Consider the following 24,024-nt stretch of genomic DNA (forward strand, 5'->3'; position numbering starts at 1 on the left):
TTAATTGTATTATCTGATAATTTTTCTAATCAGTAAGTCCATTTAACATATCTCTAACGTAAGTTGGAAGTGCAAAGCACCCTACATGAAGATCTGTATTATAATATTTTGTTTTTATCCCCAACTTATTCCAAGCTTCTGCATCAAAATCCTTTATAGGGTGATACTTTTTTGAAGCAAATCCAAATAACCAATGTCCTGATGGATATGTTGGAATATGTGCTTGATAGACCCTAATGATTGGAAAAAATTTCGTTATTTTTTCATGAGCTTCTTTCATTGCAGCTGCATCATTATCATAGTATGGACTTTCATGTTGATTAACTAAAATTCCATCTTCTTTTAACGCTTTATAGCAATTTCCATAAAACTCCTTAGTAAATAATCCTTCTCCTGGTCCAAACGGATCTGTTGAATCAACTATGATTAAATCATATTCATTCTCTTTATCTCTTATAAATTTCAAACCATCTTCATAGAATAAATTAACCCTTTTATCATTAAGCTTACATGATGTTACTGGAAAGTATTCTCTGCAAATATCAACAACTCTTTTATCAATTTCAACCATATCTATCTTTTCAACTGTACTGTATCTTGTAAGTTCTCTTATTGTTCCACCGTCACCAGCGCCTATAACTAAAACATTCTTAATATTTGGATTAGTTGCCATTGGTACATGAACTATCATATCATGGTAAATAAATTCATCTTTTTCAGTTACCATCATTAATCCATCTAATGTAAAAAACCTTCCGAATTCCTTAGCTTCAAGTACATCTATTCTTTGGAATTCAGTTTTTTCAGTATGTATTTCTTTTTCAACTTTAATTGAAAATCTTACATTTTCTGTGTGTTGTTCTGTATACCATAATTCCATTTACTTGTCCTCCACAATATTAATATTCTCAATTTTAGTGTCTTCCGTTCCAGTTAAAAAGCAGCCTTTTTCTTTTGCATAATTTATGTAGTCTAATATTTCTTTTGTTATTTTTTCTCCTGGAGCAAGAATTGGTATTCCTGGTGGATAACACATTACAAATTCAGCACATATTTTCTCATTGCTTTCATTTAGCGGCACTGAAGTTTTTTGAGAATAAAATGCTTCCTGAGGAGTTAATACAACTTCAGGATCTATATACTCATGATCAAACATTCCAATTTTGTCTTTTGAATGCAATCTCTTAATTTCAGATAATGAAGATATTAATCTTTCAATTGCAAGACTACGATCGCCAACAGAAATAATAGCTAAAATATTCGCAATGTCTCCCAATTCAATTTGTATACCATACTCATCTCTTAATAGATCATATACTTCTATTCCAGCGAGACCTATTTCTCTAGTGAATACAGATAACTTTGTTATGTCAAAGTCATACACAGAATCATTATCAATTAATTCCTTTGAAAAAGCATAATAACCGCCTATTTTATTTATTTCTCCTCTAGCATATTCAGAGATTTGCTTTACTTTATCAAAAATTTCTTTTCCATGTAATACAAGATCTCTTCTTGCCAAATCAAGTGATGACATTAAAAGATATGAACCACTTGTTGTCTGAGTCAAATTAATTATTTGACGAACATATCCTATTGCTAAATCACAATTTAAGAGTAGAAAAGAACTTTGAGTTAAAGATCCTCCAGTCTTATGCATACTAACTGCTGCCATATCTGCCCCAGCATCAACTGCTGATAAAGGCATATTGTCACCAAAATAAAAATGTGTTCCATGAGCTTCATCTACTAATACGTACATTCCATTTTCATGGGCAAGTTTCGTAATTTCTTTTAAATTTGAACAAATCCCATAATAAGTAGGATTATTTACAAATATCGCTTTTGCGTCTGGGTTTTCTCTAATTGCTTTTTTTACATCTTCAACTGACATCCCAAGTGGTATTCCAAGTTGTTTATTTGTTCCTGGATTTATATAAACCGGAATTGCTCCGCTAATTATTAAAGCATTTATAGCACTTCTATGCACATTACGAGGCATTATAATCTTTTCACCTTTTTTACATACACTCATAACCATAGCCTGAACTGCAGAACTTGTTCCATTAACCATTAAAAATGCGTGTTTAGAACCAAATGCATCAGCCGCAAGCTCCTCAGCTTCTCTTATAACCGATACCGGGTGAATAAGATTATCGAGTGGTTTCATTGAATTTACATCTACTGAAAGACATTGCTCTCCCAAGAATTCCCTAAGCATATCGTTTCCTCGGCCCTGCTTATGACCTGGTACATCAAACGGAACCACTCTAGCTTTCTTATATTCTATTAATGCTTCATAGATTGGTGCTCTTGAGTGGGATTCTTTGTTTTTCATCGTATACATCCCTCCCCGTTAATATATATTAGTTCCACTAAAAATCTCAATCATCTCTCTTCTTAAGTTGTTTTCAATTTCAAGTCTTTGCTTTGGCTTGATTTCATAAACATCTCTATTAAAAAGGTAATTTTGAAGTTCAATTTCTTTAATTAGCATTTTAGTGTGAAATATATTTGATTGATATACATTTATATCCATTGCATCATATCTCTTCAAGGTATTTTCATCAATATAATCTTGTATTGATGTTATTTTATGATCTATAAATAATTTTTTGCCATCAACATCTCGGGTAAAACCTCTGACACGATAATCTATCGTTATGATGTCTGAATCAAAACTTCCTATAAGATAGTTTAGTGCATTTAGCGGAGATACTTCTCCACAAGTGGCTACATCAATATCAACACGAAAAGTAGCAATTGAATTATCTGGATGATATTCTGGATAAGTATGCACAGTAACATGACTTTTATCTAAATGTCCTACAACAGTGTCTCTAGTTTTCAAAATGTCAATTTCACCTTTATTACAAGATGCATCTATTTCTTTGACTGCTAGGGTCTGTTCCGATACTAGAATAGTTACACTTGCTCCTTGAGGATCATAATCTTGTTTTGAAATATTAAGTACATGTGCTCCAATACTTTCCGTTACATCACACAGAATTCTAGTAAGTCTTTCTGAATTGTATTGCTCATCAATATAAGCAATATAGTCCTTTTGCTCTCGCTCACTTTTTGCATAGCATACATCATAGATGTTAAAGCTAAGTGTTTTTGTGAGGTTGTTAAAGCCGTATAACTTCAGCTTGTTTTCCAACCCTAACATCACAACCTTTCTGGCATAAATTATAGTTGCATTAGAATTTGTTTCAAAAATTCAATCACTAAAATCCTATATATTCTAATGTTTATAACCTTCAAATACTCACCTTCTAGTTTACCTTGAAACATCTTTATTATACAACATTGACATTTTACTATATTATCTTTAAAATTGCTACTATTTATGACAATATTTCTTTAATATACTTGATAAATTTGTTTGAAGTCCCTTATGCTTTATTTTGGTTGCAAATCCTTCTTATTTCTCACATATATAAATAAAGTAATAATTAACTATTTTTTCTTAAAGCTCTTTCTTTTACATATTGATTATATTCTTCTATTGAATAAACTTCTGGTTCTCTTACTTCTTCCAAGAAATGTGAAGCCTCTGCATCTGCATTACTAAATGCCAAAACTGACTTATGCATTTCTATTGCCTTATTGTAGTCTCTATATTCATCCTTTGGAACATAAGCACCCATATGCCATCTTATCATTAAACATTCTTCTAATGATAACTTGACAAACTGTTGAAGTAGAATTACACTTTTCTCTCCATGTCCTAAAGGAATTTTATCGTCAAATTCATAGGCTGCATATCCTATCCACTTTCCTGTCATCTCATCTTTTTTTAATCTCATAGTTTTTTCATAAAAATTACACTTACACAGATCATGCAGATATCCTGTTAAATACATTGTATCATGACTCAAACCTATGTTATATTGTTTATTTTTTTGTATTAATAGTTCAACAACATTATCAGAGTGAAGTGCTAATCCTCCATCAAAGTTTGAATGAAACTTAGTAGATGCTGGGGCTGTAAAATAATCGGTTCTTTCTAAAAGATATTTTATTAATTCATCTATCCCATCTCTTTTAATCGAGCTCAATCTTTCTAATATCTTATCTTTCAATTCTTGCATTTCTTTTGCTGCCTTAGCTTTTGTCATTTCCTTTAAGTCACTTAAATCACTCATGAATACATCTCCTTACATTAATCAACTTATAATTATTATTTTTTTCCTCTAAGCACATATCTATTCATTATTATGCTTCTTTTACTATTTTAACACTTTTAAGAAAAAACTCATATCATTGAATTCAATGATATGAGTTTTCTAGTTAAAAATATTCTTTCTTTATTTTAATAGTAACATATTTCATAGAGTTTATAAGCAAATTTTATTTAAAAAAGTATTTTATTCTTCTACTACTGGCAAGGCGCTTAAATTGTTTGACTCATCATCATCTCTTAAGCTCCGTAAATATTCCTCACCTTTTCTTGATGTTGAGACAGATACTCCAGATATAGCTCCATCTTTGGCTAGCTCCACGCCTCTTTCTTTAGTTATTCTCTCTCCATTTGAAAGCTCATATCCTGTTATCTCACCCGAATGCTTTATTATAGCCTTTATAGAGCTTTTTTCAACATTTGACTGTGAATCTTCGTTATCACTTAACTTTATGTCAGTATTTGCTACAGCAGCATTATGAATAAAGTCATATGTTAATCCCATTGAAGATACATTATATTTATCCTCCATACAAACACCTCCTATTTTCTAGATAAGCATATGTGTATATTTTTAAACTCTGTTTTTTAATTTTTTAAAATACACTTGCTGAATAATTAAAATATAGCAAGTCAGTATTTTAGTATATTTTATATGCCTATTCTAAAAACCTTTAGTGTTATATTGTCCAATAAAAATACTTTAATGCATTCTATTATTTACTATTTAAATATTGATATCAAATTTTTGTAATTCATCTTCCAGTTTCCTTGGTTCTTTTAAAACTATTCCTTTTAATCCAAGCTTAATAGCAGCTTCGATATTTTGCTCCATATCATCTATAAATAAAGTTTCACCTGGTTCTAAACTATATCTATATAGTATCTTCTCATAAATTTCTTTTTCAGGTTTAAGTAATTTCTCTTTATAAGAAACCACTCCTCCTTCAAATAATTTAAATAAGTCATATTTATTATTTATATATTCAAACGCTGCTAGATGAAAATTGGATAGATAATAAATTTTATAACCTTTTTGCTTTAGTTTTTTTAATGTATCCACGCTGCTTTCTATTGGAGTCAGTATGTCGTACCAATTTTCAAAGACTTTATTAATTAACTCTTCACTTTCAGTGTTTCTATTAATTATATTTCTTTTAGCATCTTCTTCACAAATTGTTCCTCTATCAAGCATCGGCCATTCATCACTCTGAAATACACATTTATATATTTCTTCTACCTTTTCTTCATCAATTTTAGATTCCACATATATCTTTGGTTGAAAATCTAAAATAACATTTCCAAGATCAAATATTACATTTTTAATCATAAAAATTCTCCTAATTTTAATAATGTATTTTATCAATATAATTTTATATTTTTCTAATAAATTTAACTATTAATATTCCATACTAAAGGCCAATATCTTCTGCTACATTTCTCATTCCTAAAATTGTATTTTCTATAACCTTGTCTAATTCCATATCTATCATCTTGCAACCATTTAATATTACATTTCTGTCTACTCCTGCCGCAAATCCTTTAGTCTTAAATTTTTTCTTAACAGATTTAACTTCTAGATCCATTACGCTTTTAGATGGTCTCATTAATGCAGCTGCCCCTATAAGACCTGTAAGTTCATCTATTGTATAAAGTACCTTCTCAGCATTGCTTTCAGGTTTTATTTCATTTACTATTCCATATCCATGAGATGCAACCGCTCTTATATAACTCTCCGGAAATCCTTCTTCTCTCATTATTTCTTGAGATTTAGCACAATGCTTATCTGAATACATTTCATAATCTATATCATGAAGTAATCCAATTATGCCCCATACATCCTCATCTTCATTATAGAGTTTAGCAAAATGTCTCATTGCCCCCTCTACTGCTAGTCCATGTTTTCTGAGTGCATCACTTTTATTATACTTACAAAGTGCGTCCCATGCCTTTTGTCTATTAATTTTTTCTTCCATATTATATAGCCCCCTTAACATATGTATATAAAATTATTTTTATTAACATTTATTTCTATATATGAAATTATATCCATGTTAATAAAAATAATATCACTATGAAAATTTATAATCAATATTATTAGGATTTAAGTTATAAAATTATATATATCATACTTAAGTTTCTAAATTCTAATCCCAATGCAAGATCCTTCTTACTAGCATTTTTAAATGTAAATTTATTATTCAACTTTATAAATGCGACTTCCTATTTATAAGTCTGCATTTTATGGCTAATATTTTTATATTCATCCTTTAGCTTAGTAATTACTCTTTCTTCATCATATTTATTATACGGCCATATTCTAGTTTCTACCTTACATCTAATCCACTCAGCTTTTAAACATATTTGCACAAGCTCATCTATATCTCTATTTAGGCTTTCAATTTCATTTTCATAATTACTTACTATATAGTCGCTTTTTTCAACTATATTATTTATTAATTGCAAATCATCTCTGTATGCAGATTTAACTTCATTTTTAAGTTCTAGTAAATTTAATAAATTTATATTATTTTTATGTTCAACATTCTTATAACTATTTGCCATAGTCAAAAATTCCTTTAATATTTTTTTTTCACTTATCACATCTATAGCTTCATAAAATTTCGTTGTTATATCTTCATTTCTTTCTGCAGATTTTATTGCATTTTTACAATAATATATTAATAAATAACTATTAAGTGTAGCTTTTAATTCTTCTACTTTTGATATTAGCTCAATATCTAGTTTTCCTGTAAAATTCAAATGCATTTTAATCAACGATACTATTTTATCTAACTCTCTTCTATATTCAACCTTATTACTTCCATCTTTAGTTCTAATATATAAGTTAGTTATATTGCTTAGCTCTTTCAAGCTTGCAATATGCGTTCTTAATGTAGTTATCCATATGACTCTAAATCTTGTAATATTATTTATGTAAAGAGTTTTCTTGTTTTGAAATAAATTAAGCACTCCTGTTAAAAGAGTTATTAATATTCCCGTAAATGTAATTATATCTATTATTGCTATCTCCAGTTCTCCGATTCTCATAAAATTCTCCTAAGTTCCTTAGCTTATATTCTCTAGCTGTCTTTATATTTCATAAACAAACATAAAAAAGAACTAAGATTACAGTTCTCAGCCCTCGTTCTTGTGTTTATTTTATTCATTTTTTCCTCTTTTATTCTGTATTCTAAACATAAAATATTTTCTTTCATTAATATATATATTTCAAAAATGATTCTTCATGATAATTCTAAAAATATTGCAATAATTTTAGTTGCAATTGTGAATTGTGCAATGTGCGTTGTGCATTGTGAATTGCAACATATATATATTTTATTATAGATTAAATTTTAGTATCCTTTTATATGCCTCTGTAATAAACTATAATAAAGCAATTAACAAAAAGGTGGTAAAATGAATCCTTTATTAAGTATGATACTCAGTTCCCTTTTTAATGGAATGGGTGGCGGATTTAGAAATCCCATGATGCCTAACCAAAATGGTGGCAGTAATCCAAATCAAATGGGTGGTAATCCTTTATTGAACATGCTTATGGGTGGCATGGGTGGCGGCATGAACCCTATGAATGGAAATCCATTAATGAACATGTTGATGGGAAATATGGGCGGATCTAACGGTTCTCCATTTAATAATCCAAATAACAACCCTAACATGAATAATGCAAATAATATGAATAGCAATGGTCCAAATATGAATAATATGGGAAATATGAACGATATTAATTCCTTATTAAGTATGCTAATGGGAAATCAGGGCAATATGCCTATGAATAATATGAATAATATGAATAATATGAATAACATGATGAACAATATGAACAACAATTCAAATAGACATTCCCATTCAAAAAAATAGTGGACATTCTAATAGGTAGCTTAAAATTTAGGCTACCTATTAAATTTTATAACAGTAAGCCTTTTCTATAAAAATATTCTAAATTTATATATTCTCAAATAATCACTTCAGAAATAATTATTATTTGTAATCTTTCTCATGAAAGATCAAGCTTATCACTGTTGTCCTATTAAGCCTTCATCTATAGTGTATATTCACAGATTTTGTATATATCTAAAAAATTCTAAATTTTCTTAATTCCCTCTTTACTTTTTAATAGTAATCGCTTACTATTAAATTAAAAGGGAGGTATTAAATATGGAGAATATTAATGTATTAAAAAGTGATTTCACAAAATTATTTGCAAAAGATGCTGAAAGTGTTTTCTTTTCACCTGGAAGAGTTAATTTAATTGGAGAGCATACTGATTACAATGGAGGTAATGTCTTTCCTTGCGCTCTTACTATTGGAACTTATGCTTTAGTTAGACAAAGAGAAGATAAAAATGTATTAGTTAACTCTTTAAACTTTAAAGAATTAGGAATTTTAGAATTTAGTTTAGAGAATATGATATATGAAAAACAACACGATTGGGCCAATTATCCTAAAGGTGTAATTAAAACTTTTGAAAATCATGGTTATAATATTCCTAATGGATTTGAAATACTTTTCTATGGAAATATTCCAAATGGTTCTGGATTGTCCTCTTCTGCTTCAATAGAAGTTTTGATGGGAACTATATTAAATGATTTGTTCAATTTAAATATCAACATGGTTGATATAGTAAAAATGTGTCAAGAAGCTGAAAATAAATTTATCGGTGTAAATTGTGGAATAATGGATCAATTTGCTATTGGCATGGGAAAGGAAAATTGTGCGATTCTTTTAGATTGTAATACCTTGAAATATTCATACAGTACTATTGCTATGGATGGCTACAAGATAGTAATTGCCAATACAAATAAAAAGCGTGGTCTAGCTGACTCTAAGTACAATGAAAGACGAAGTGAATGTGAAACTGCCTTAGCTGAAATACAAAAAGTTAAGAATATTAATGCTTTAGGTGAGCTTACAGAAGAAGAATTTGAAGAAGTTAAATCTTGTATTTCAGATCCTATTAAAGCAAAAAGAGCAAAACATGCAGTATATGAAAATAGAAGAACATTAAAGGCTGTAAAAGCTCTAGAAGAAAATGATTTAACTCTATTCGGAAAACTTATGAATGATTCTCACATTTCTCTAAGAGATGATTATGAAGTTACTGGAATAGAGCTAGATACTTTAGTTTCTCTTGCTTGGAAAAGTGAAGGTGTAATTGGAGCTCGTATGACAGGCGCTGGTTTTGGAGGCTGCACAGTTAATATTGTTAAAGAAGACTGCATAGATTCATTTGTAGAAAAAGTTAAAGCTGAATATACAAGCAAAATTGGCTATGAACCTAGCTTCTATGTAGTTAGCATTTCAGATGGAACAAGAAAAATTGGATAAAAGATTTACTACTTAAGATTTTATTAAGTTGATTATAAGAAAGATTTAGTTTAAATTTAAAGTATAAGTCTTTAAACCAAATCAATAAAAATAAGGGAGATGTTAATATGTCAATATTAGTTTGTGGTGGTGCTGGATATATCGGCTCTCATACAGTTCATGAACTTGTAAAACAAAATAAAGACGTAATAATAGTTGATAATTTACAATCAGGTCATATGAAAGCTGTAAATCCAAAAGCAAAATTTTATAAAGGTGATATAAGAGATTCTGAGTTTTTAGATAAAGTTTTTTCTGAAAATAAAATCGATGCTATTATACATTTCGCTGCTAATTCTTTAGTTGGCGAAAGTATGGTAAAACCTCTACTATATTTCAATAATAATGTATATGGTATGCAAATATTACTTGAAAGCATGGTAAAACATGATATTAAGAATATAGTTTTTTCTTCAACTGCAGCAGTATATGGAGAACCAAAGAAAATTCCTATCTCTGAAGATGATGAAACAAATCCAACTAATACCTATGGTGAAACAAAGCTGACTATGGAAAAAATGATGAAATGGGTTAGCAAAGCTAATGGAATAAATTACGTTTCTTTAAGATACTTTAATGCAGCTGGTGCACTAGAAGATGGAAGCATCGGTGAGGATCACTCTCCTGAAAGTCACTTAATACCTCTAATACTTCAAGTTCCACTTGGAAAAAGAGAAGCTATAACTGTTTTTGGAGAAGATTATGATACTCCTGATGGTACTTGTATAAGAGATTATATTCATGTACTAGACTTAGCAGACGCACATATAAAAGCTGTTGAGTATTTACAAAGCGGAAATAAAAGTAACATCTTCAATCTAGGTAATGGAATTGGCTTTAGCGTTAAAGAAATGATTGATTCAGCTAAAGAAGCAACTAGTGAAGAAATTAAAGTTGTTGTGGGCGAAAGACGTGCTGGTGATCCTGCAAGATTAATAGCTTCTAATGAAAAAGCTCAAAAGATTCTAGGCTGGACTCCTAAATATACTGATGTAAAAGCTATAATCAAAACAGCTTGGACATGGCACAAAAATAATCCTAACGGATATGATGACAAATAATAAAATCATATAGAATTTTAAAATTTATCTTGGGAAACTAGAGCCAACCTAAAAACTTATATGGTTCAAGTTTCCGCCACCTAGGCATAGAAAAAGATAGTCTATGAAATAAACTAACATGGACTTATTTTTTAGATATGTCTTAGATTAATACCTTTTGTTAAAATTGAGGAGGTTTTAGCATGATAAATATAAATCATGAAATAAGTAGACTTATAAACTTTGCATTGAAAAAAAATCTTATAAATAATGATGATATAATTTACTCTACCAATATGATTCTTGGAGTATTAAACTTAAATGAATTTGAAGTTTGTGAAGTTGATGAAACTTTAGAAACTCCAACTCCTATCTTAGAAAATATCTTAGACTACGCATGTGAAAATAATTTAATAGAAAATACAGTGACTGAAAGAGACTTATTTGATACTTTAATTATGAACTGCGTAATGCCAAGACCTTCTGAGGTTATAAATAATTTTAATAATTTATATAATATATCTCCAACTAAAGCTACTGAGTACTATTATGATTTAAGTATTTCTTCTAACTATATTCGAAAAGATAGAATTGATAAGAACATAATCTGGAAAGCACCAACGGAATATGGAGACTTAGATATAACAATTAATTTATCAAAGCCAGAAAAAGATCCTAGAGATATAGCAAAGGCTAAATTGATTAAATCTAGTTCATATCCTAAATGTTTATTATGTAAAGAAAATGAAGGATTTTATGGTCATATAAATCATCCTGCCAGACAGACTCATAGAATTATACCTTTGGATTTTGATAAACAAAAATATTTCTTACAGTATTCCCCTTATACTTATTATAATGAGCATTGTATAATTCTAAATAGCGAACATATACCTATGAAAATTAATAAGGATACTTTTAGGAATTTATTGATTTTTACTGATATACTCCCTCATTACTTTGCTGGATCTAACGCTGACTTGCCTATAGTTGGAGGATCAATACTATCTCATGATCATTATCAAGGTGGTCACTACACATTTGCTATGGAAAAGGCTATAATAGAAAAAAACTACTCAGTTAAAAATTATGAAGATGTTGAAATAGGTAGAGTCAAATGGCCTATGTCTGTTGTTAGACTTTCAAGTAATGATAAAGATAAATTATTAGATTTAGCTGATCATATTTTAACTTCATGGAGAAGTTATTCTGATGAATCTGTAAATATATTAAGTCATACAATGGATGAACCGCATAATACTATTACTCCTATTGCAAGAAAAAGGAATAATAAGTACGAACTAGATTTAGTCTTAAGGAACAATAGAACAAGTACTGAGCACCCTCTTGGTATTTTCCATCCTCATAGTGAAGTTCATCACATTAAAAAAGAAAATATAGGACTAATAGAAGTCATGGGACTTGCAGTTCTTCCTGCAAGATTAAAAGAAGAATTAAACATTTTAAAGGAATACTTAATTAATAGAAAAGACAACATTTTAGATGATGAAATGGTGGCAAAACATTCTGATTGGTATAAATATCTTCTAGAAAAACACTCTAATATATCTCAAGAAAACGTTGATTCTATTTTAAAAGAGGAAGTTGGATTTAAATTCTTAGAAGTATTATGTCACTCCGGAGTATTTAAAAGAAATAAAGAAGGATTTGCTGCCTTTGATAAATTTATAAATATATTATAAGGTGGAATAATTATGAAATTAACCATAGTAGATGTAGCAAAAAAAGCTAATGTATCTGTTGCCACTGTTTCAAGGGTAATGAATGGCAATTATCCAGTGAAAGAAGAAACAAGAAAAAGAGTACTTGAAGTAATAGAGGAACTTAAATATATTCCCAATATGCAAGCACGTGAGCTTACTAAACAGAAGTCAGCTACTATAGGTGTTGTTGTTCCTAGTATCAATAATATGTTTTTCCCAGAAGTTATAAACGGGATTGAAAGCAGCTTAAAAGCAAATAATTTGTCTTTAGTGCTGGCATGTAGTAATAATGATAGTGAAGAAGAAAAATTATGTGTTAACAATTTATTATCTAGGAATGTATCTGGAATAATAGTTATTGACCCAAATACAGAAAATATTAAATCTAAATTTTTTCATAATATTTCAAAACAAACTCCCATTGTTTTTGTTAATGGACATTCCGTGTCCACAAATATTTCATCTGTTGTAAATGATGAAGCTATGGGTGCAAGTATGGCTTTAAATTATTTATTAGAAAAAAATCACAAAGATATACTATTTGTTAGAGGAAAAGATAGTTATTCTTATGACGTAAAAGAAAAAGTTTATACAGAAATAATGGATGATTTAAATAATTTTAATCCAAAAAATATTATCAACATAGGAAATGGAAATAGTAGTGAAACTGTTGATAACACTGTTAATACATTCCTAAATATCCTTAAATCATCTACTGCAACTGCAGTTCTTGCTTGCAATGACCTTATGGCTGTTGGTGTACTTAACGCTTGCAAAAAACTAAATATAGATGTACCAGATAAATTATCTATTATGGGATTCGATAATATAGATTTGAGTAAATTTGTAGAACCTAAGTTAACTACTATAGATCAAAACATGTTTCTTCTTGGCTCAAATGCAGCAACACTGCTATTAGAAAAAATAGAATGTGATAATTCTTGCAGCAAGAGAATTATTCTTATGAATACTTTAATTGAGCGTGATACTGTAACCGCTATTTAATATATTTATTAAAATAAATAATGCATTTGTTATAGTTACTGATTATTTTTAATGTAACATATACCAAAGCATTATTTTTTTAATTTAATCATAAATAAGTTTATAACTGAATTCTATTTACACAGAAGTTACTCTTACATATGGAATTTAACTTTTCATTTTAGTTTTTTATCAAAACTTTAAAATGAATTCATTGCCACAGAACATATATTCGTATATAATATTTTTAACGAATATATGTTCTAAAAAATATGATTCAATCATTATAGAATTACCTAATTTTTTATTATCTTATATTTTAAAATAAACTTCGATGAATTAAATTTTTTAGAGCGTGTATATTTTATGATAATTAATTTAACTTTAAAATTTTATTCTCTACGTGCCTAATTAATGCAAAAATACAAAAACTAAATTCCAATACACTATTCAAGTTTTGTCAGAGCATATATTTTAATTTTAAAGTTTCATTTTATAAGGAAGTGTAATCAAAATGGATTTAATGGAAAAATTAAAAATATTATCTAATGCCGCAAAATATGATGTCTCTTGTTCCTCTTCTGGCTCAAAGAGACAGAATGCTAAAAATGGAATAGGCAATGCTTCAGAAGCTGGTATTTGTCACAGCTTTACTCCGGATGGACGTTGCATTTCTCTCCTTAAAATATTATTTTCAAATGATTGTATTTTTGATTGTAAATATTGCATTAATGGATCATCTAGAGATTTTTTAAGAGTAAGCTTTACTCCTGATGAAATATGCAGTCTTGCTATTAATTTTTACAGGCGTAATTATATAGAGGGCCTCTTTTTAAGTTCTGCTGTTATTTATAATCCTAATTATACTATGGAACTTCTACTTAAAACTGTGAAAAAACTGCGTATAGAAAATAAGTTCAATGGTTATATTCATCTAAAAGCTATACCTGGCGCTGATAATGCTTTAATTGAGGAAGCTGGAAAGTTTGTAGATAGAATGAGTGTTAATATAGAACTTCCTTCTAGCAATAGTCTTAAACTTTTAGCACCTCAAAAGAGTAAAGAAAAAATTCTACAACCTATGAAAACTATAAAAAATTCAATACTTAATTATAGTGAAATGAAAAAAAGCATAAAAAGTACACCATTGTTTGTACCAGGTGGTCAAAGTACTCAATTAATCGTTGGTGCAACTCCTGAAAGTGATGGAAAAATCCTAAAACTCTCTGAAGCTCTTTACAATAAATATAGTCTAAAGAGAGTGTACTACTCTGCTTATGTCCCTGTAATTAAGGACAATAACCTGCTTCCTGACATTACGCATCCACCAATGCTTAGAGAACATAGACTTTATCAAGCCGATTGGCTTCTTAGATATTATGGATTTAAAGCTAATGAACTCTTGAAGAATGATGATGATAACTTTGATTTAAATTTTGACCCAAAAACACATTGGGCATTATCCAATTTGAATGAATTTCCTGTTGAAATTAACAAAGTTTCTTATGAAAAATTATTACGAATACCTGGTATAGGAGTTACTTCTGCTAAGAAAATTTTAAAAATAAGAAGAGTTCATAATCTGACCTTTGATGACTTGAGAAATCTAAGGGTTGTACTTAAAAGAGCTAAATATTTTATTACCTGTAACGGAAAATATCATGGAGATGTTCTTTTTGATACTATTAAAATAAAAAATAAACTTCTAGAACACGATATTTCTAAAAGTGGCAGCGTAAATCCTAATCAAATATCATTTTTTGATAATACTTCATTTAATGATGTAAAGCTTCCTTCTGGAATTATATTACCTAAGGATAATATTTCTTTATCACATATATCATCTATAAAAAATGAAAACTCTTTAAATAATATAATTCCTAAGTCAAATATATTAACATTAGGTGATAAAATTACTTCTTTAACTGGAGAGTTTTGATTATGAAAATATACTTATATGACGATACTTTTGAAGGCCTATTAACTTCCATATATGATGCTTTTTACTCAAACGGCTCACCTCCAACATCTATATATGGAAAAAGCCAAACAAATACTCCCCTTCTACTAGGGAATATAGTTGAAATTTCTACTGATATTAATAAGTTCAAAAAAGTAAAAAATGCTATTATAAATAAAATTAATTTCCTCTCATTAAAAAAAATATACTTTGCATTTTTAAGTAATTATGAGGACAAAGGAATAATAATATTTAATTATTTAAAGATAGCCTTTAAACTCGGACCAGATGTTCATGATTTTTTAAATATAGATGTAATAAGACTTGTAGATAATATTACAAAAAAGGTTTTAAATGAATGCCATAGATTTGAAGGATTTATTAGATTTAATCAAATAGAAGAGAAACTTTTATACTCTTCTATTGAACCAGATAATGATATTTTAGAGCTTATTGGGGATCATTTTAAAAATAGATTTCCTAGGGAATATTTTATTATACACGATATTTCTAGACAAAAGGCTTTAATATATAATACAAATTTTTACGAAATAATAGATATGGATATGGAAACTTATGAAAAACTAAAATTTCACAACGATGAATATACAGACCTTTGGAAAACATATTTTAAAGCCACTACTATACAAGAGCGAAAAAATCTTAAACTTCAATGTAGAATGATGCCTAAAAGATATTGGAAGCACATACTAGAAACCAAGATATAATTTACATTCTTCATAAGTGTAAGTATTGCTAATTGAGTGAAATATAGAAATACTTGCAAGTATTGAGGACAATTTATGTTTGCTGCTGAAAAGACGAAATAGAATATATGTGTTTGCTCCGGTTCCTTGAAGATTTTACTGGGTAATTCTACAATTATAAGTTGCATCCAAAGTGCTTGCTTCAAAGACTATGCTTTGAACAAGCACATTTGGAACAACTTATAATCTAGAATTACAGCCAGCAAAATCTTCTTATGAACACTGTGCAAAAACATATATTCCATTTCTAATTTAGTAGTAAATTAAAGTAAATCCATATTCACGCAAATATTTTTATATTTCCGAGGTTAGCAAATTAGGCATATGAAAGAACACACTCAAAATACGCTGATTCTCCCATGCCAGACAAAGAATTCTGATGTCCCCATATAGGATAGGTAAATTTTACTCCTACATAACATTCAATGTTTAATTTTAAAATTATTGGGTATTTATTAACACTATAGATTTGATAACTCATAAAAATTTACAACGTAATCACAATCCATGTATTGATCTCTAGGTATTTCGTATCTAGATACCGAACTCAAATCAAAACATATATTTCCAATTATGATATATTCCAGAAAGGAAGGTCATGCTTTTGTGGAGGCGTTACATATGGGATTTAGTTGCAGACATTTCTTCATTAGAAGTTGTTCCATTTATTGCTTGTCCTGTGCTTGTCACGGGAGCATGCAAAAATGGGTACAACTTCTAATGTTAGAAATTCGCAACAAAATCCTTAAGTAACCCGAACAAATGCATGACCTTCCTTTCGGTATTTATACACCTAACTATAAATTTTAACTTCGGTATCTAGCCTTTAGTTTACGTCTTTAATATCTCCATTTATTATGATTTCTAATTCTCCAGTTTCAGGACTCATAATGAGACCATGTACCCTTACGTCGTTAGGTAAAAGAGGATGATCTTTTATCATTTTAACACTTTCTTTTATTGATTCCTCAACAGATTCAAAACCATGAAGCCATCTCTCAACGTTAACTCCTGCGTTATTTAAAGTAGAGAGCGTTTCTTCCTTAATTCCTCTATCTAACATTTTATCAACAAGTTTTTTTGTGTTTAAATTACTCATCCCACAACCATGATGTCCTATTACAAAAACATCTTCTGCTCCAAATTCATATACTGCAACTAATATACTTCTCATTACGCCACCAAATGGGTGCATAACTGTTGCTCCTGCATCTTTTATTATTTTTGCATCCCCATTTTTGATATTCATGGCTTTAGGCAACAATTCTGTTAATCTTGTATCCATACATGATAATATCGCCATCTTTTTCTTAGGTATCTTAGTTGTTACATATTCCTGATAATCTTTGTTCCCCACAAAACTTTCATTATACTTTATTATTTCTTCTAATTTACTCATTTTAGCCCCACTCCTCGTAAATTTTAATAATATAATACGTTTTTTTATTAACTTAATATTAAGTTAAGTTGGTTTGATTGTAAAGTTATTTTATATATCTTTTAATTCTTACTTACTCATGTATTCATGATAAGGCAATCGAATTGAAACTCCTGTTTGATCAAATTTATATTCTGTATCATAAAGCGGGTTTTTATTAGAAACAAGATTAATTCCAACACTGTAAAGTGCTTTAGCTAATTCATAAGGATCCTGTAGAACAGACCCAGTCATTATTCCTTGTTTAATTAATTCCTGTGCCTCTGGTATTGCATCAACTCCTACAACTGCTATATTAGGAGTCTTGCCACCCTTATTATAGCCATATTCTTGCAATGCTTTAATCGCACCTATAGCCATGGAATCATTATTCGCAATTATAGCCTCAATTTTATTTCCATACTGCAGAAACAATGTTTTAGTAACATTCCTAGCTTCTTCCTCATTCCAATCACAAACCCTTAATGCAACTTCTTGAGTCTTTATTCCCGAATTATTGATTTTTAATATAGAGTATTCTGTTCTTTTAATTGCCTCTAAATTATTTTGTTCTCCCATTAACATAACATATTGAAGTATATCATCTTTATTTTTATCCATTGCTGTTTTATTTTTATTCCATGCATTTATAATAACTTTTCCTTGTAATAGTCCGGCTTCCTCAGCCTCTGTTCCTATATAGCAAGCTTTATTATAAGATCTTATAGAATCTATCGCAACTGGTTCCCTATTAAATAGAATTACTGGAATATTAATTCCTTTTACTTTATTAATAACTGACTGTGTACTCGTTGTTTGGACTAGATTTACTAGCAAAAGATCAACATCTTGCTTTTCAATCAAGTTATTAATATCTTTATCCTGTATAGATTGATCATTCTTCCCATCATAAAAAATAAATTCAATGTTTCCTTCGTTCTCTTTTTGTATTTTTTCTAAATTTTCACGAACTAAAGAAATATAAGCATCATCAAATCTATATAATAGTACAGCTGCTTTAATAGCCTTTCCTTCAGCAATTCTTGAACTCGCCATGATATTACTTTGATTAATGCTTATTAGCATAGCTGCTGCAATCATGATAATAATTATGGTAGTTATTTTCTTAGACATCTTATACTAATCCTCCATATTTTTTATTATAAGTTATTTAATCGACTTAAATAACCTTAGATATTATCATTGCTTATATATCCTTTGTAAGGAATACGTACTGCAACTCCTGTATCATCAAACTTATACGAAGTTCCATCAAGTGGAGGTCTACCATTAACCAAATTCATTCCTATAAGATAAGTCGCTTCTGCCATGCTAGCTGCATCTTGAGGAACAGATCCAGTCATAATTCCTTGATTAATGAGCTGTATCGCTTTCGGTATCCCATCTACACCAACAATTGGTATTGTCCTATTTTTATCTCCACTATTATATCCATACTTTTGCAATGCCTCAATTGCACCTATTGCCATAGCATCATTATTAGAAATTATAACTTCAATTTTATTTCCATTCGATAAGAATAATGCATCCATAGCATCTTTAGCTAAGTTTTCTTCCCAATTACAAACTCTCAAAGCAATTTCTTCTGTTTTAATTCCTGCATCATTGATTGATAAAACAGAATACTTAGTTCTTCCAATTGCCTCCAAGTTATTACGCGGTCCCATCAACATAACATATTGCATTATATTATCTCCATTTTTATCAATAATTGTTCTATCCTTATTCCATAAGCTGGAAAGAAGTTCACCTTGCAGTATTCCCGCTTCGGCTGGATTTGTTCCAACAAAATAAGCTTTACTATATGATTTTACAGTTTCCATATTTAGTGGTTCTATATTGAATAAACCTAAAGGTATATTTTTTTCTTTGACTCTATCTACAATTGTCCTCACTCCTGTTGGATCTACTAGATTCAGTAATATAATATCTGCATTTCCTGCATTAAGTATTGAATTAACATTTCTGTTTTGTAATGATTGATCATTCTTACAGTCATAAAAAGTAAATTCAATATTCCCTTGATTATTTTTCTGAATCTCTTCAAAACTTTGCTTAAGTAAGGCGGTATATGGATCCTCCAAAGTACGTAATAATACGCTTGCTCTTACTGGCCTTCCTTCCGTGGCTGTTAACTTGGTATTGGCAACTACTTTATTAGAATTTAATAATAAATTTATTATCATAACCATAATAGTGAATAATACCAATATCTTTTTAGAATTTCTCATTTTTATCCTCCGTTGATTTATCAAATAGCTCCCTACTCTTCCTAGCATCTCGATACTTAAGGTTCCTACGAAAATAAACCTATTTTCATAGTACTTTGCAAAGACTTTGCCTTCATGGTCAGTTTCTATACATAAAAAGCACATTAAATTTTATCTTTATTTCTTAAATCATTTATTTTATTATGTGTGTAATAAAGAACTTTATACTGGTATAAGGCATATTGAATATAATCTAACTATAGCTATAGATCCTGCTGATAAAAATTTATAAAAATAGAAGTATGCTTATACAAAAAATGAGGTAAATCGAAAAAGACTTACTTCTTTTTTTGTAATAAATATACTTCTACATTATCTATACATAATATATAATTTTATTTATTTTCTATATATAAATCAACATTATCACTAGTAACCTCAGCATGAGGAGTCCTAATATACTTTCCTTTCTCAAGTCCCTCTATGGAATTTACATTTCCATGAGAAGCTAATGTATATGCAAGATTGAAGATCGCATTTGCCTGTTTTTTCGAATCGTTTAAAATAGTTCCTATCATAGATCCATTTTTCACTGCCTCTAACGCTTTAGGAAGCCCATCAATTCCTACAACTAGTGGTTTTTTACCGCCTATATTAGCATCATTTATTGCATTTATTGCTCCAAGTGCCATTTCATCATTATTGCTAAATACAACTTCAATTTTATCTCCAAAATTTTTAATCCATTGTGACATCTTTGTTGTTGCCTGAGCACTTTGCCAATTTGCCGTATCATCAGCTAATTTCTCTAATTCAATTCCATTTTGAGTTATAGTTTTAATGCAGTATTCCGTTCTAATTAAAGAATCTTGGTGTCCCTGCTCTCCTTCAAGCATTACATACTGGATTTTGCCATCTCCATTTTTATCTACCATTTTATTGTCTTTTTTATAAGCATTTATAATGATATTTGCTTGCATCTCACCTGATTGTTGCGCATCTGCTCCAACGTAATAGAGCTTATTCCATCTTTCCATATCTTCCTCTACTGGTTCACGATTAAAGAAAACAATTGGAATATTAGCTGATTTTGCTTTATCAATGATCATAGATGCCGCTGTACGATCAACCATATTTACGCATATAACATCGTAATTCTGCGCAACAAATTTATCTACTTGATTACTTTGGTTAATTAGATTTCCTTTAGCATCTGCAACATTCACAATGATCTTATATTTACCTTGATTCTCCTTTTCTTTTGCTATATCCTCAATATTCTTTGAAATTTCTGATATGAATGCATCATCTTGTTTATATAAGGTTACACCTATTTTTATTTCCTTAATATCATTACTATAATTTGCCGATTTCACATTTGCACTACAAGATGACAATACATTAAAAATTGAGACTACTGTTAAAAGCCCTGATAATTTCTTAATTAATCTCACTACAATCCCTCCACCATATGATTCCATCAAGCACCACAATACATTTATACAAAAGTTCATCCTTGCATTTATGGTGCTTATCTAACAAATGGGAATAATAATCTTTGATTTTCTTCCGAATACATATTTTTTGTATTTATAACTGTTGAAGAGATAATGTTATTGGGCATATCTTTTTTATTAATCTTATATACTGCTGATTTTATACTTAGATATCCTACATTAAATTCATTTTGAATAGCTGTTGCACTAATAACCTTATCTTCTAAAAAAGAAAGAATTTTGCTTGTACTTCCTGTCCCATATATCTCTATTGATGCTTTTTCTTTGTTAATACCCATTACATCCTTTTTAGCTTGAGAAACATTTTCTAATAATCCTGCATCAAATGTAACCACAACATCAATATTATTGTTCTCTAACAAACTTTTAGCTTGATTATAATAAGTAGTCTGCTTATCTTCTGAAAAATCCCAAAATGTACATTTGTTATATGTTCGATTCATAACACTCATGAATCCATTATATCGTTCCTTTACACTGCTGCACTCTAAGTTGTTTTTGATTATTAAAATATTCTTGTTCATATCTCCGTTCTTTATTAATTCTTCCCCCAAGCTAGATCCAAGCTTATAGTTATCACAAGAAATACTAGGCTGAGCATGTTCTGATTTTATAGTAGAATCAAATAATATAATTGGTATCTTTTTTCTAGCATTTTCTATTGGTTCTGCCATTTTCTCGTAATCTGCAGGCGATATAATTATTGCATCTGCCTTATTTTTTATCTCTCGTTCTATAAGTTCTTTCTGTTCGTCAATACTATTATCTTCCGACAAAGTAACAAAACTTACATTAACATTCATTTCTGAAGCTGCCTGCTCTATCCCCTGTCTCATTATCATTAAGCTTTCACTGTTTCTTCCTCTAGTTATAATTGATATGTTGTATATCCTTATATCTTTTTCATGCCACAATGTATTATTTAAGAAAAGTAAGAAAGATAATATTAATAGCAAAAATAAAGTAATAAAAATTTGCTTCCTTTTTCTCTTCACTATTTATCTTCCTCCCTCTTTCTAATTTCATAAAAGTCCACACATGGCATATGAATACGAACTGTTGTCCCTTCATCTGGCTCGCTATAAATTTCGAGTCCATATCTCTTTCCAAAATATAGTTGTATTCTTTCATTAACATTCTTCAATCCTATACCAGAGCTCTTCTTTTCAATCTTGCTTTCACCTGTTAAAAGGCTATTTGCAACATCTTGAAGCATTCCAAGTCCGTTATCTACAACATCAATATATAACTCATTATCTTTTGCATATGCCTTTACTAAAATCTCACCATCTCCCCCCATAAATTCCATACCATGATAAATTGCGTTTTCAATTAACGGTTGAATAATTAATTTAATACTTCCATAATTAAGAACTTTCTCATCAACTTCAATATTATATGTGAATTTATTTTTATACCGTATATTTTGTATGGTCAAATAATTTCGTGCATGCTCAATTTCATCTCTCACTGTTATTATATTTTTGCCTTTACTTAAGCTTATTCTAAAAAGTTTTGCTAAAGCAGTTACCATAATTATTGCCCCATCATAATTTTCATTTTCTATCATCCATATGATTGAATCCAATGTGTTATATAAAAAATGGGGATTAATTTGTGCTTGAAGAGCATTAAGCTCACTTTTTCTTTTTGATTCTTGTTCAATCATTATGTTGTCCATAAGTGTATGCATTTGGTTGACCATAGAACGAATTGCTTTTCCTAAATGCTGAACTTCATATGATCCGCTTATCGAAACATCTACATCTTTTACTCCATTTTCCAATTTCTTCACACACTTTTCTAATAATCGTATTGGGTTAGCTATTCTTGAAGAGACAAACATATTAAGAAATACAAGTATAAAGATAGCGAAAGACATAATGAACACAGCAAATATACTCATTTGATAATAATCTGAAGTAATATCTAACATCGGTGTAATTCCGACAATTTTCCATCCAGTGTATCCAACAGTTTTAACTGTAACTAATCTTTTTTCTCCTCTGAAAGTTTCTATATGATTTCCATCATCATAAGCTGCTTCAATTTTATTATTTTCATCTATTAAATCTGAATAAATCAATTGCTGCCTAGGATGATAAATAATTTCGCCTTCTCTATCAACTAGATAAACATATCCTGACTTTCCTATATTTGCATTTTTACATATCTGCTCTATTCCACTAAAATTTATATCAACTAACAATACTCCAGATGTTGTTTTCTTATTATTAGTAAGTTCAATAGCCCTACTTAATGATACGACCCAACGATATTTATAATCTGGATCTACAAATAAATTTTGAACATGAGGTGTTGAAAAATGTAAATTTTCTTTCTTATCTATCGCTTTAGTAAACCAATCACTCACTCGTGGATCAATAGAGCTTTTTAATTGTTTTACAGGAGATGCCGCTATAACTTCCCCATCTTGCGAAAAGGCACATATGCTTATAAGTGAATCTTTATTTGTTTCATACAATAAGTCCATTTCTTTATCTATGGTATCTGTAGCCAAATCTTTCTTCTTAATTACATTGTAATAAGTGGTATCAGACACTTTCATCATATTCCTCAGATAAGAATCTAAATTCAAATTTACTTGATCTAACATAGATTTATTATGCTCAGATACCATTTCTTCAGTGGAAGTTATAAAACGAAAATATAAAGCCCCTCCAACAGTAACCATTCCTATAACTGCTATTACGGTAAAAGAAATTGATATTATATGTTGTATACTTCCGCTGTTAACGTAATTTATTGTCTTCTGTATTTTTCTCTTAAACAAATTAAGCATAGTAAAT

21 protein-coding genes are annotated in these 24,024 nt (G+C 29.3%); 7 read left to right on the forward strand and 14 right to left on the reverse strand.

Going from position 1 to position 24,024, the window contains the following annotated elements; genetic code table 11:
* Window positions 1-25 precede the first annotated feature (25 nt).
* The 8 genes from speE to L3B96_RS04080 all read right to left on the reverse strand — a co-directional run bounded on the left by speE (window position 26) and on the right by L3B96_RS04080 (window position 7,237).
* Window positions 26-880, reverse strand: coding sequence for a polyamine aminopropyltransferase (gene speE / locus L3B96_RS04045; protein WP_238858918.1), 855 nt, complete (start codon window positions 878-880; stop codon window positions 26-28).
* Window positions 881-2,338 carry an aminotransferase class I/II-fold pyridoxal phosphate-dependent enzyme gene (locus L3B96_RS04050; RefSeq protein ID WP_238858919.1) on the reverse strand — a complete coding sequence of 486 codons (1,458 nt, stop codon included), beginning with the start codon at window positions 2,336-2,338 and terminating at the stop codon, window positions 881-883. It lies immediately after the preceding gene.
* An 18-nt stretch (window positions 2,339-2,356) separates the two neighbouring features.
* Window positions 2,357-3,175, reverse strand: a complete 819-nt coding sequence (gene speD, locus L3B96_RS04055; protein WP_171781401.1) for an adenosylmethionine decarboxylase — start codon at window positions 3,173-3,175, stop codon at window positions 2,357-2,359.
* Window positions 3,176-3,458: 283 nt separating this feature from the next.
* A complete protein-coding gene (locus L3B96_RS04060; RefSeq protein WP_238858920.1) occupies window positions 3,459-4,151 on the reverse strand; it encodes a hypothetical protein in 693 nt (230 codons plus the stop codon).
* Between the two features lie 222 nt (window positions 4,152-4,373).
* Window positions 4,374-4,718 carry a DUF3892 domain-containing protein gene (locus L3B96_RS04065; protein ID WP_017212590.1) on the reverse strand — a complete coding sequence of 115 codons (345 nt, stop codon included), beginning with the start codon at window positions 4,716-4,718 and terminating at the stop codon, window positions 4,374-4,376.
* 195 nt (window positions 4,719-4,913) lie between these two features.
* The gene (locus L3B96_RS04070) at window positions 4,914-5,516 is read right to left on the reverse strand and encodes an HAD family phosphatase (protein WP_238858921.1); all 603 of its coding nucleotides are present in this window, start codon (window positions 5,514-5,516) and stop codon (window positions 4,914-4,916) included.
* Between the two features lie 82 nt (window positions 5,517-5,598).
* Window positions 5,599-6,162, reverse strand: a complete 564-nt coding sequence (locus tag L3B96_RS04075) for an HDIG domain-containing metalloprotein (RefSeq protein ID WP_238858922.1) — start codon at window positions 6,160-6,162, stop codon at window positions 5,599-5,601.
* Window positions 6,163-6,409: 247 nt separating this feature from the next.
* Entirely contained in the window at window positions 6,410-7,237 is an 828-nt protein-coding gene (locus L3B96_RS04080; RefSeq protein ID WP_238858923.1) for a hypothetical protein, read from the reverse strand.
* Between the two features lie 369 nt (window positions 7,238-7,606).
* On the opposite strand from L3B96_RS04080, the gene L3B96_RS04085 reads away from it, so the two are divergent.
* From L3B96_RS04085 to L3B96_RS04115, 7 genes are all read left to right on the forward strand, one after another.
* Entirely contained in the window at window positions 7,607-8,068 is a 462-nt protein-coding gene (locus tag L3B96_RS04085) for an RNA-binding protein (protein WP_105411519.1), read from the forward strand.
* 297 nt (window positions 8,069-8,365) lie between these two features.
* Window positions 8,366-9,535: a galactokinase gene (locus tag L3B96_RS04090; protein ID WP_012060575.1), complete on the forward strand. Its 1,170-nt coding sequence runs from the start codon at window positions 8,366-8,368 to the stop codon at window positions 9,533-9,535.
* Window positions 9,536-9,642: 107 nt separating this feature from the next.
* Window positions 9,643-10,635, forward strand: coding sequence for a UDP-glucose 4-epimerase GalE (gene galE / locus L3B96_RS04095; RefSeq protein ID WP_012060576.1), 993 nt, complete (start codon window positions 9,643-9,645; stop codon window positions 10,633-10,635).
* Between the two features lie 182 nt (window positions 10,636-10,817).
* Window positions 10,818-12,317 (forward strand): UDP-glucose--hexose-1-phosphate uridylyltransferase, encoded by a 1,500-nt coding sequence (galT, locus tag L3B96_RS04100; RefSeq protein ID WP_238858924.1) that lies wholly within the window; start codon window positions 10,818-10,820, stop codon window positions 12,315-12,317.
* Window positions 12,318-12,329: 12 nt separating this feature from the next.
* A complete protein-coding gene (locus L3B96_RS04105) occupies window positions 12,330-13,343 on the forward strand; it encodes a LacI family DNA-binding transcriptional regulator (protein WP_238858925.1) in 1,014 nt (337 codons plus the stop codon).
* 493 nt (window positions 13,344-13,836) lie between these two features.
* The gene (locus L3B96_RS04110; RefSeq protein WP_077830879.1) at window positions 13,837-15,261 is read left to right on the forward strand and encodes a putative DNA modification/repair radical SAM protein; all 1,425 of its coding nucleotides are present in this window, start codon (window positions 13,837-13,839) and stop codon (window positions 15,259-15,261) included.
* Between the two features lie 2 nt (window positions 15,262-15,263).
* Window positions 15,264-16,010 (forward strand): TIGR03915 family putative DNA repair protein, encoded by a 747-nt coding sequence (locus L3B96_RS04115; RefSeq protein ID WP_236896123.1) that lies wholly within the window; start codon window positions 15,264-15,266, stop codon window positions 16,008-16,010.
* Between the two features lie 865 nt (window positions 16,011-16,875).
* On the opposite strand, the gene L3B96_RS04120 is transcribed toward L3B96_RS04115, so the two are convergent.
* From L3B96_RS04120 to L3B96_RS04145, 6 genes are all read right to left on the reverse strand, one after another.
* The gene (locus L3B96_RS04120) at window positions 16,876-17,448 is read right to left on the reverse strand and encodes a carbonic anhydrase (protein WP_087701205.1); all 573 of its coding nucleotides are present in this window, start codon (window positions 17,446-17,448) and stop codon (window positions 16,876-16,878) included.
* Window positions 17,449-17,556: 108 nt separating this feature from the next.
* Window positions 17,557-18,600: a galactose ABC transporter substrate-binding protein gene (locus tag L3B96_RS04125; RefSeq protein ID WP_238858926.1), complete on the reverse strand. Its 1,044-nt coding sequence runs from the start codon at window positions 18,598-18,600 to the stop codon at window positions 17,557-17,559.
* 56 nt (window positions 18,601-18,656) lie between these two features.
* On the reverse strand, window positions 18,657-19,718 hold the full coding sequence (locus tag L3B96_RS04130; RefSeq protein WP_012060583.1) for a galactose ABC transporter substrate-binding protein: 1,062 nt from the start codon (window positions 19,716-19,718) through the stop codon (window positions 18,657-18,659).
* 374 nt (window positions 19,719-20,092) lie between these two features.
* Window positions 20,093-21,151: a galactose ABC transporter substrate-binding protein gene (locus tag L3B96_RS04135; protein ID WP_038457975.1), complete on the reverse strand. Its 1,059-nt coding sequence runs from the start codon at window positions 21,149-21,151 to the stop codon at window positions 20,093-20,095.
* Window positions 21,152-21,228: 77 nt separating this feature from the next.
* On the reverse strand, window positions 21,229-22,209 hold the full coding sequence (locus L3B96_RS04140) for a substrate-binding domain-containing protein (RefSeq protein WP_012060585.1): 981 nt from the start codon (window positions 22,207-22,209) through the stop codon (window positions 21,229-21,231).
* The gene (locus L3B96_RS04145) at window positions 22,209-24,017 is read right to left on the reverse strand and encodes a sensor histidine kinase (RefSeq protein WP_077856087.1); all 1,809 of its coding nucleotides are present in this window, start codon (window positions 24,015-24,017) and stop codon (window positions 22,209-22,211) included. The genes L3B96_RS04140 and L3B96_RS04145 overlap by 1 nt, the downstream gene beginning before the upstream one ends.
* Window positions 24,018-24,024 lie beyond the last annotated feature (7 nt).

Origin of the sequence: Clostridium sp. YIM B02569, from assembly GCF_022320765.1 — a bacterium.
Classification (GTDB): Bacteria; Bacillota; Clostridia; order Clostridiales; family Clostridiaceae; genus Clostridium; species Clostridium beijerinckii.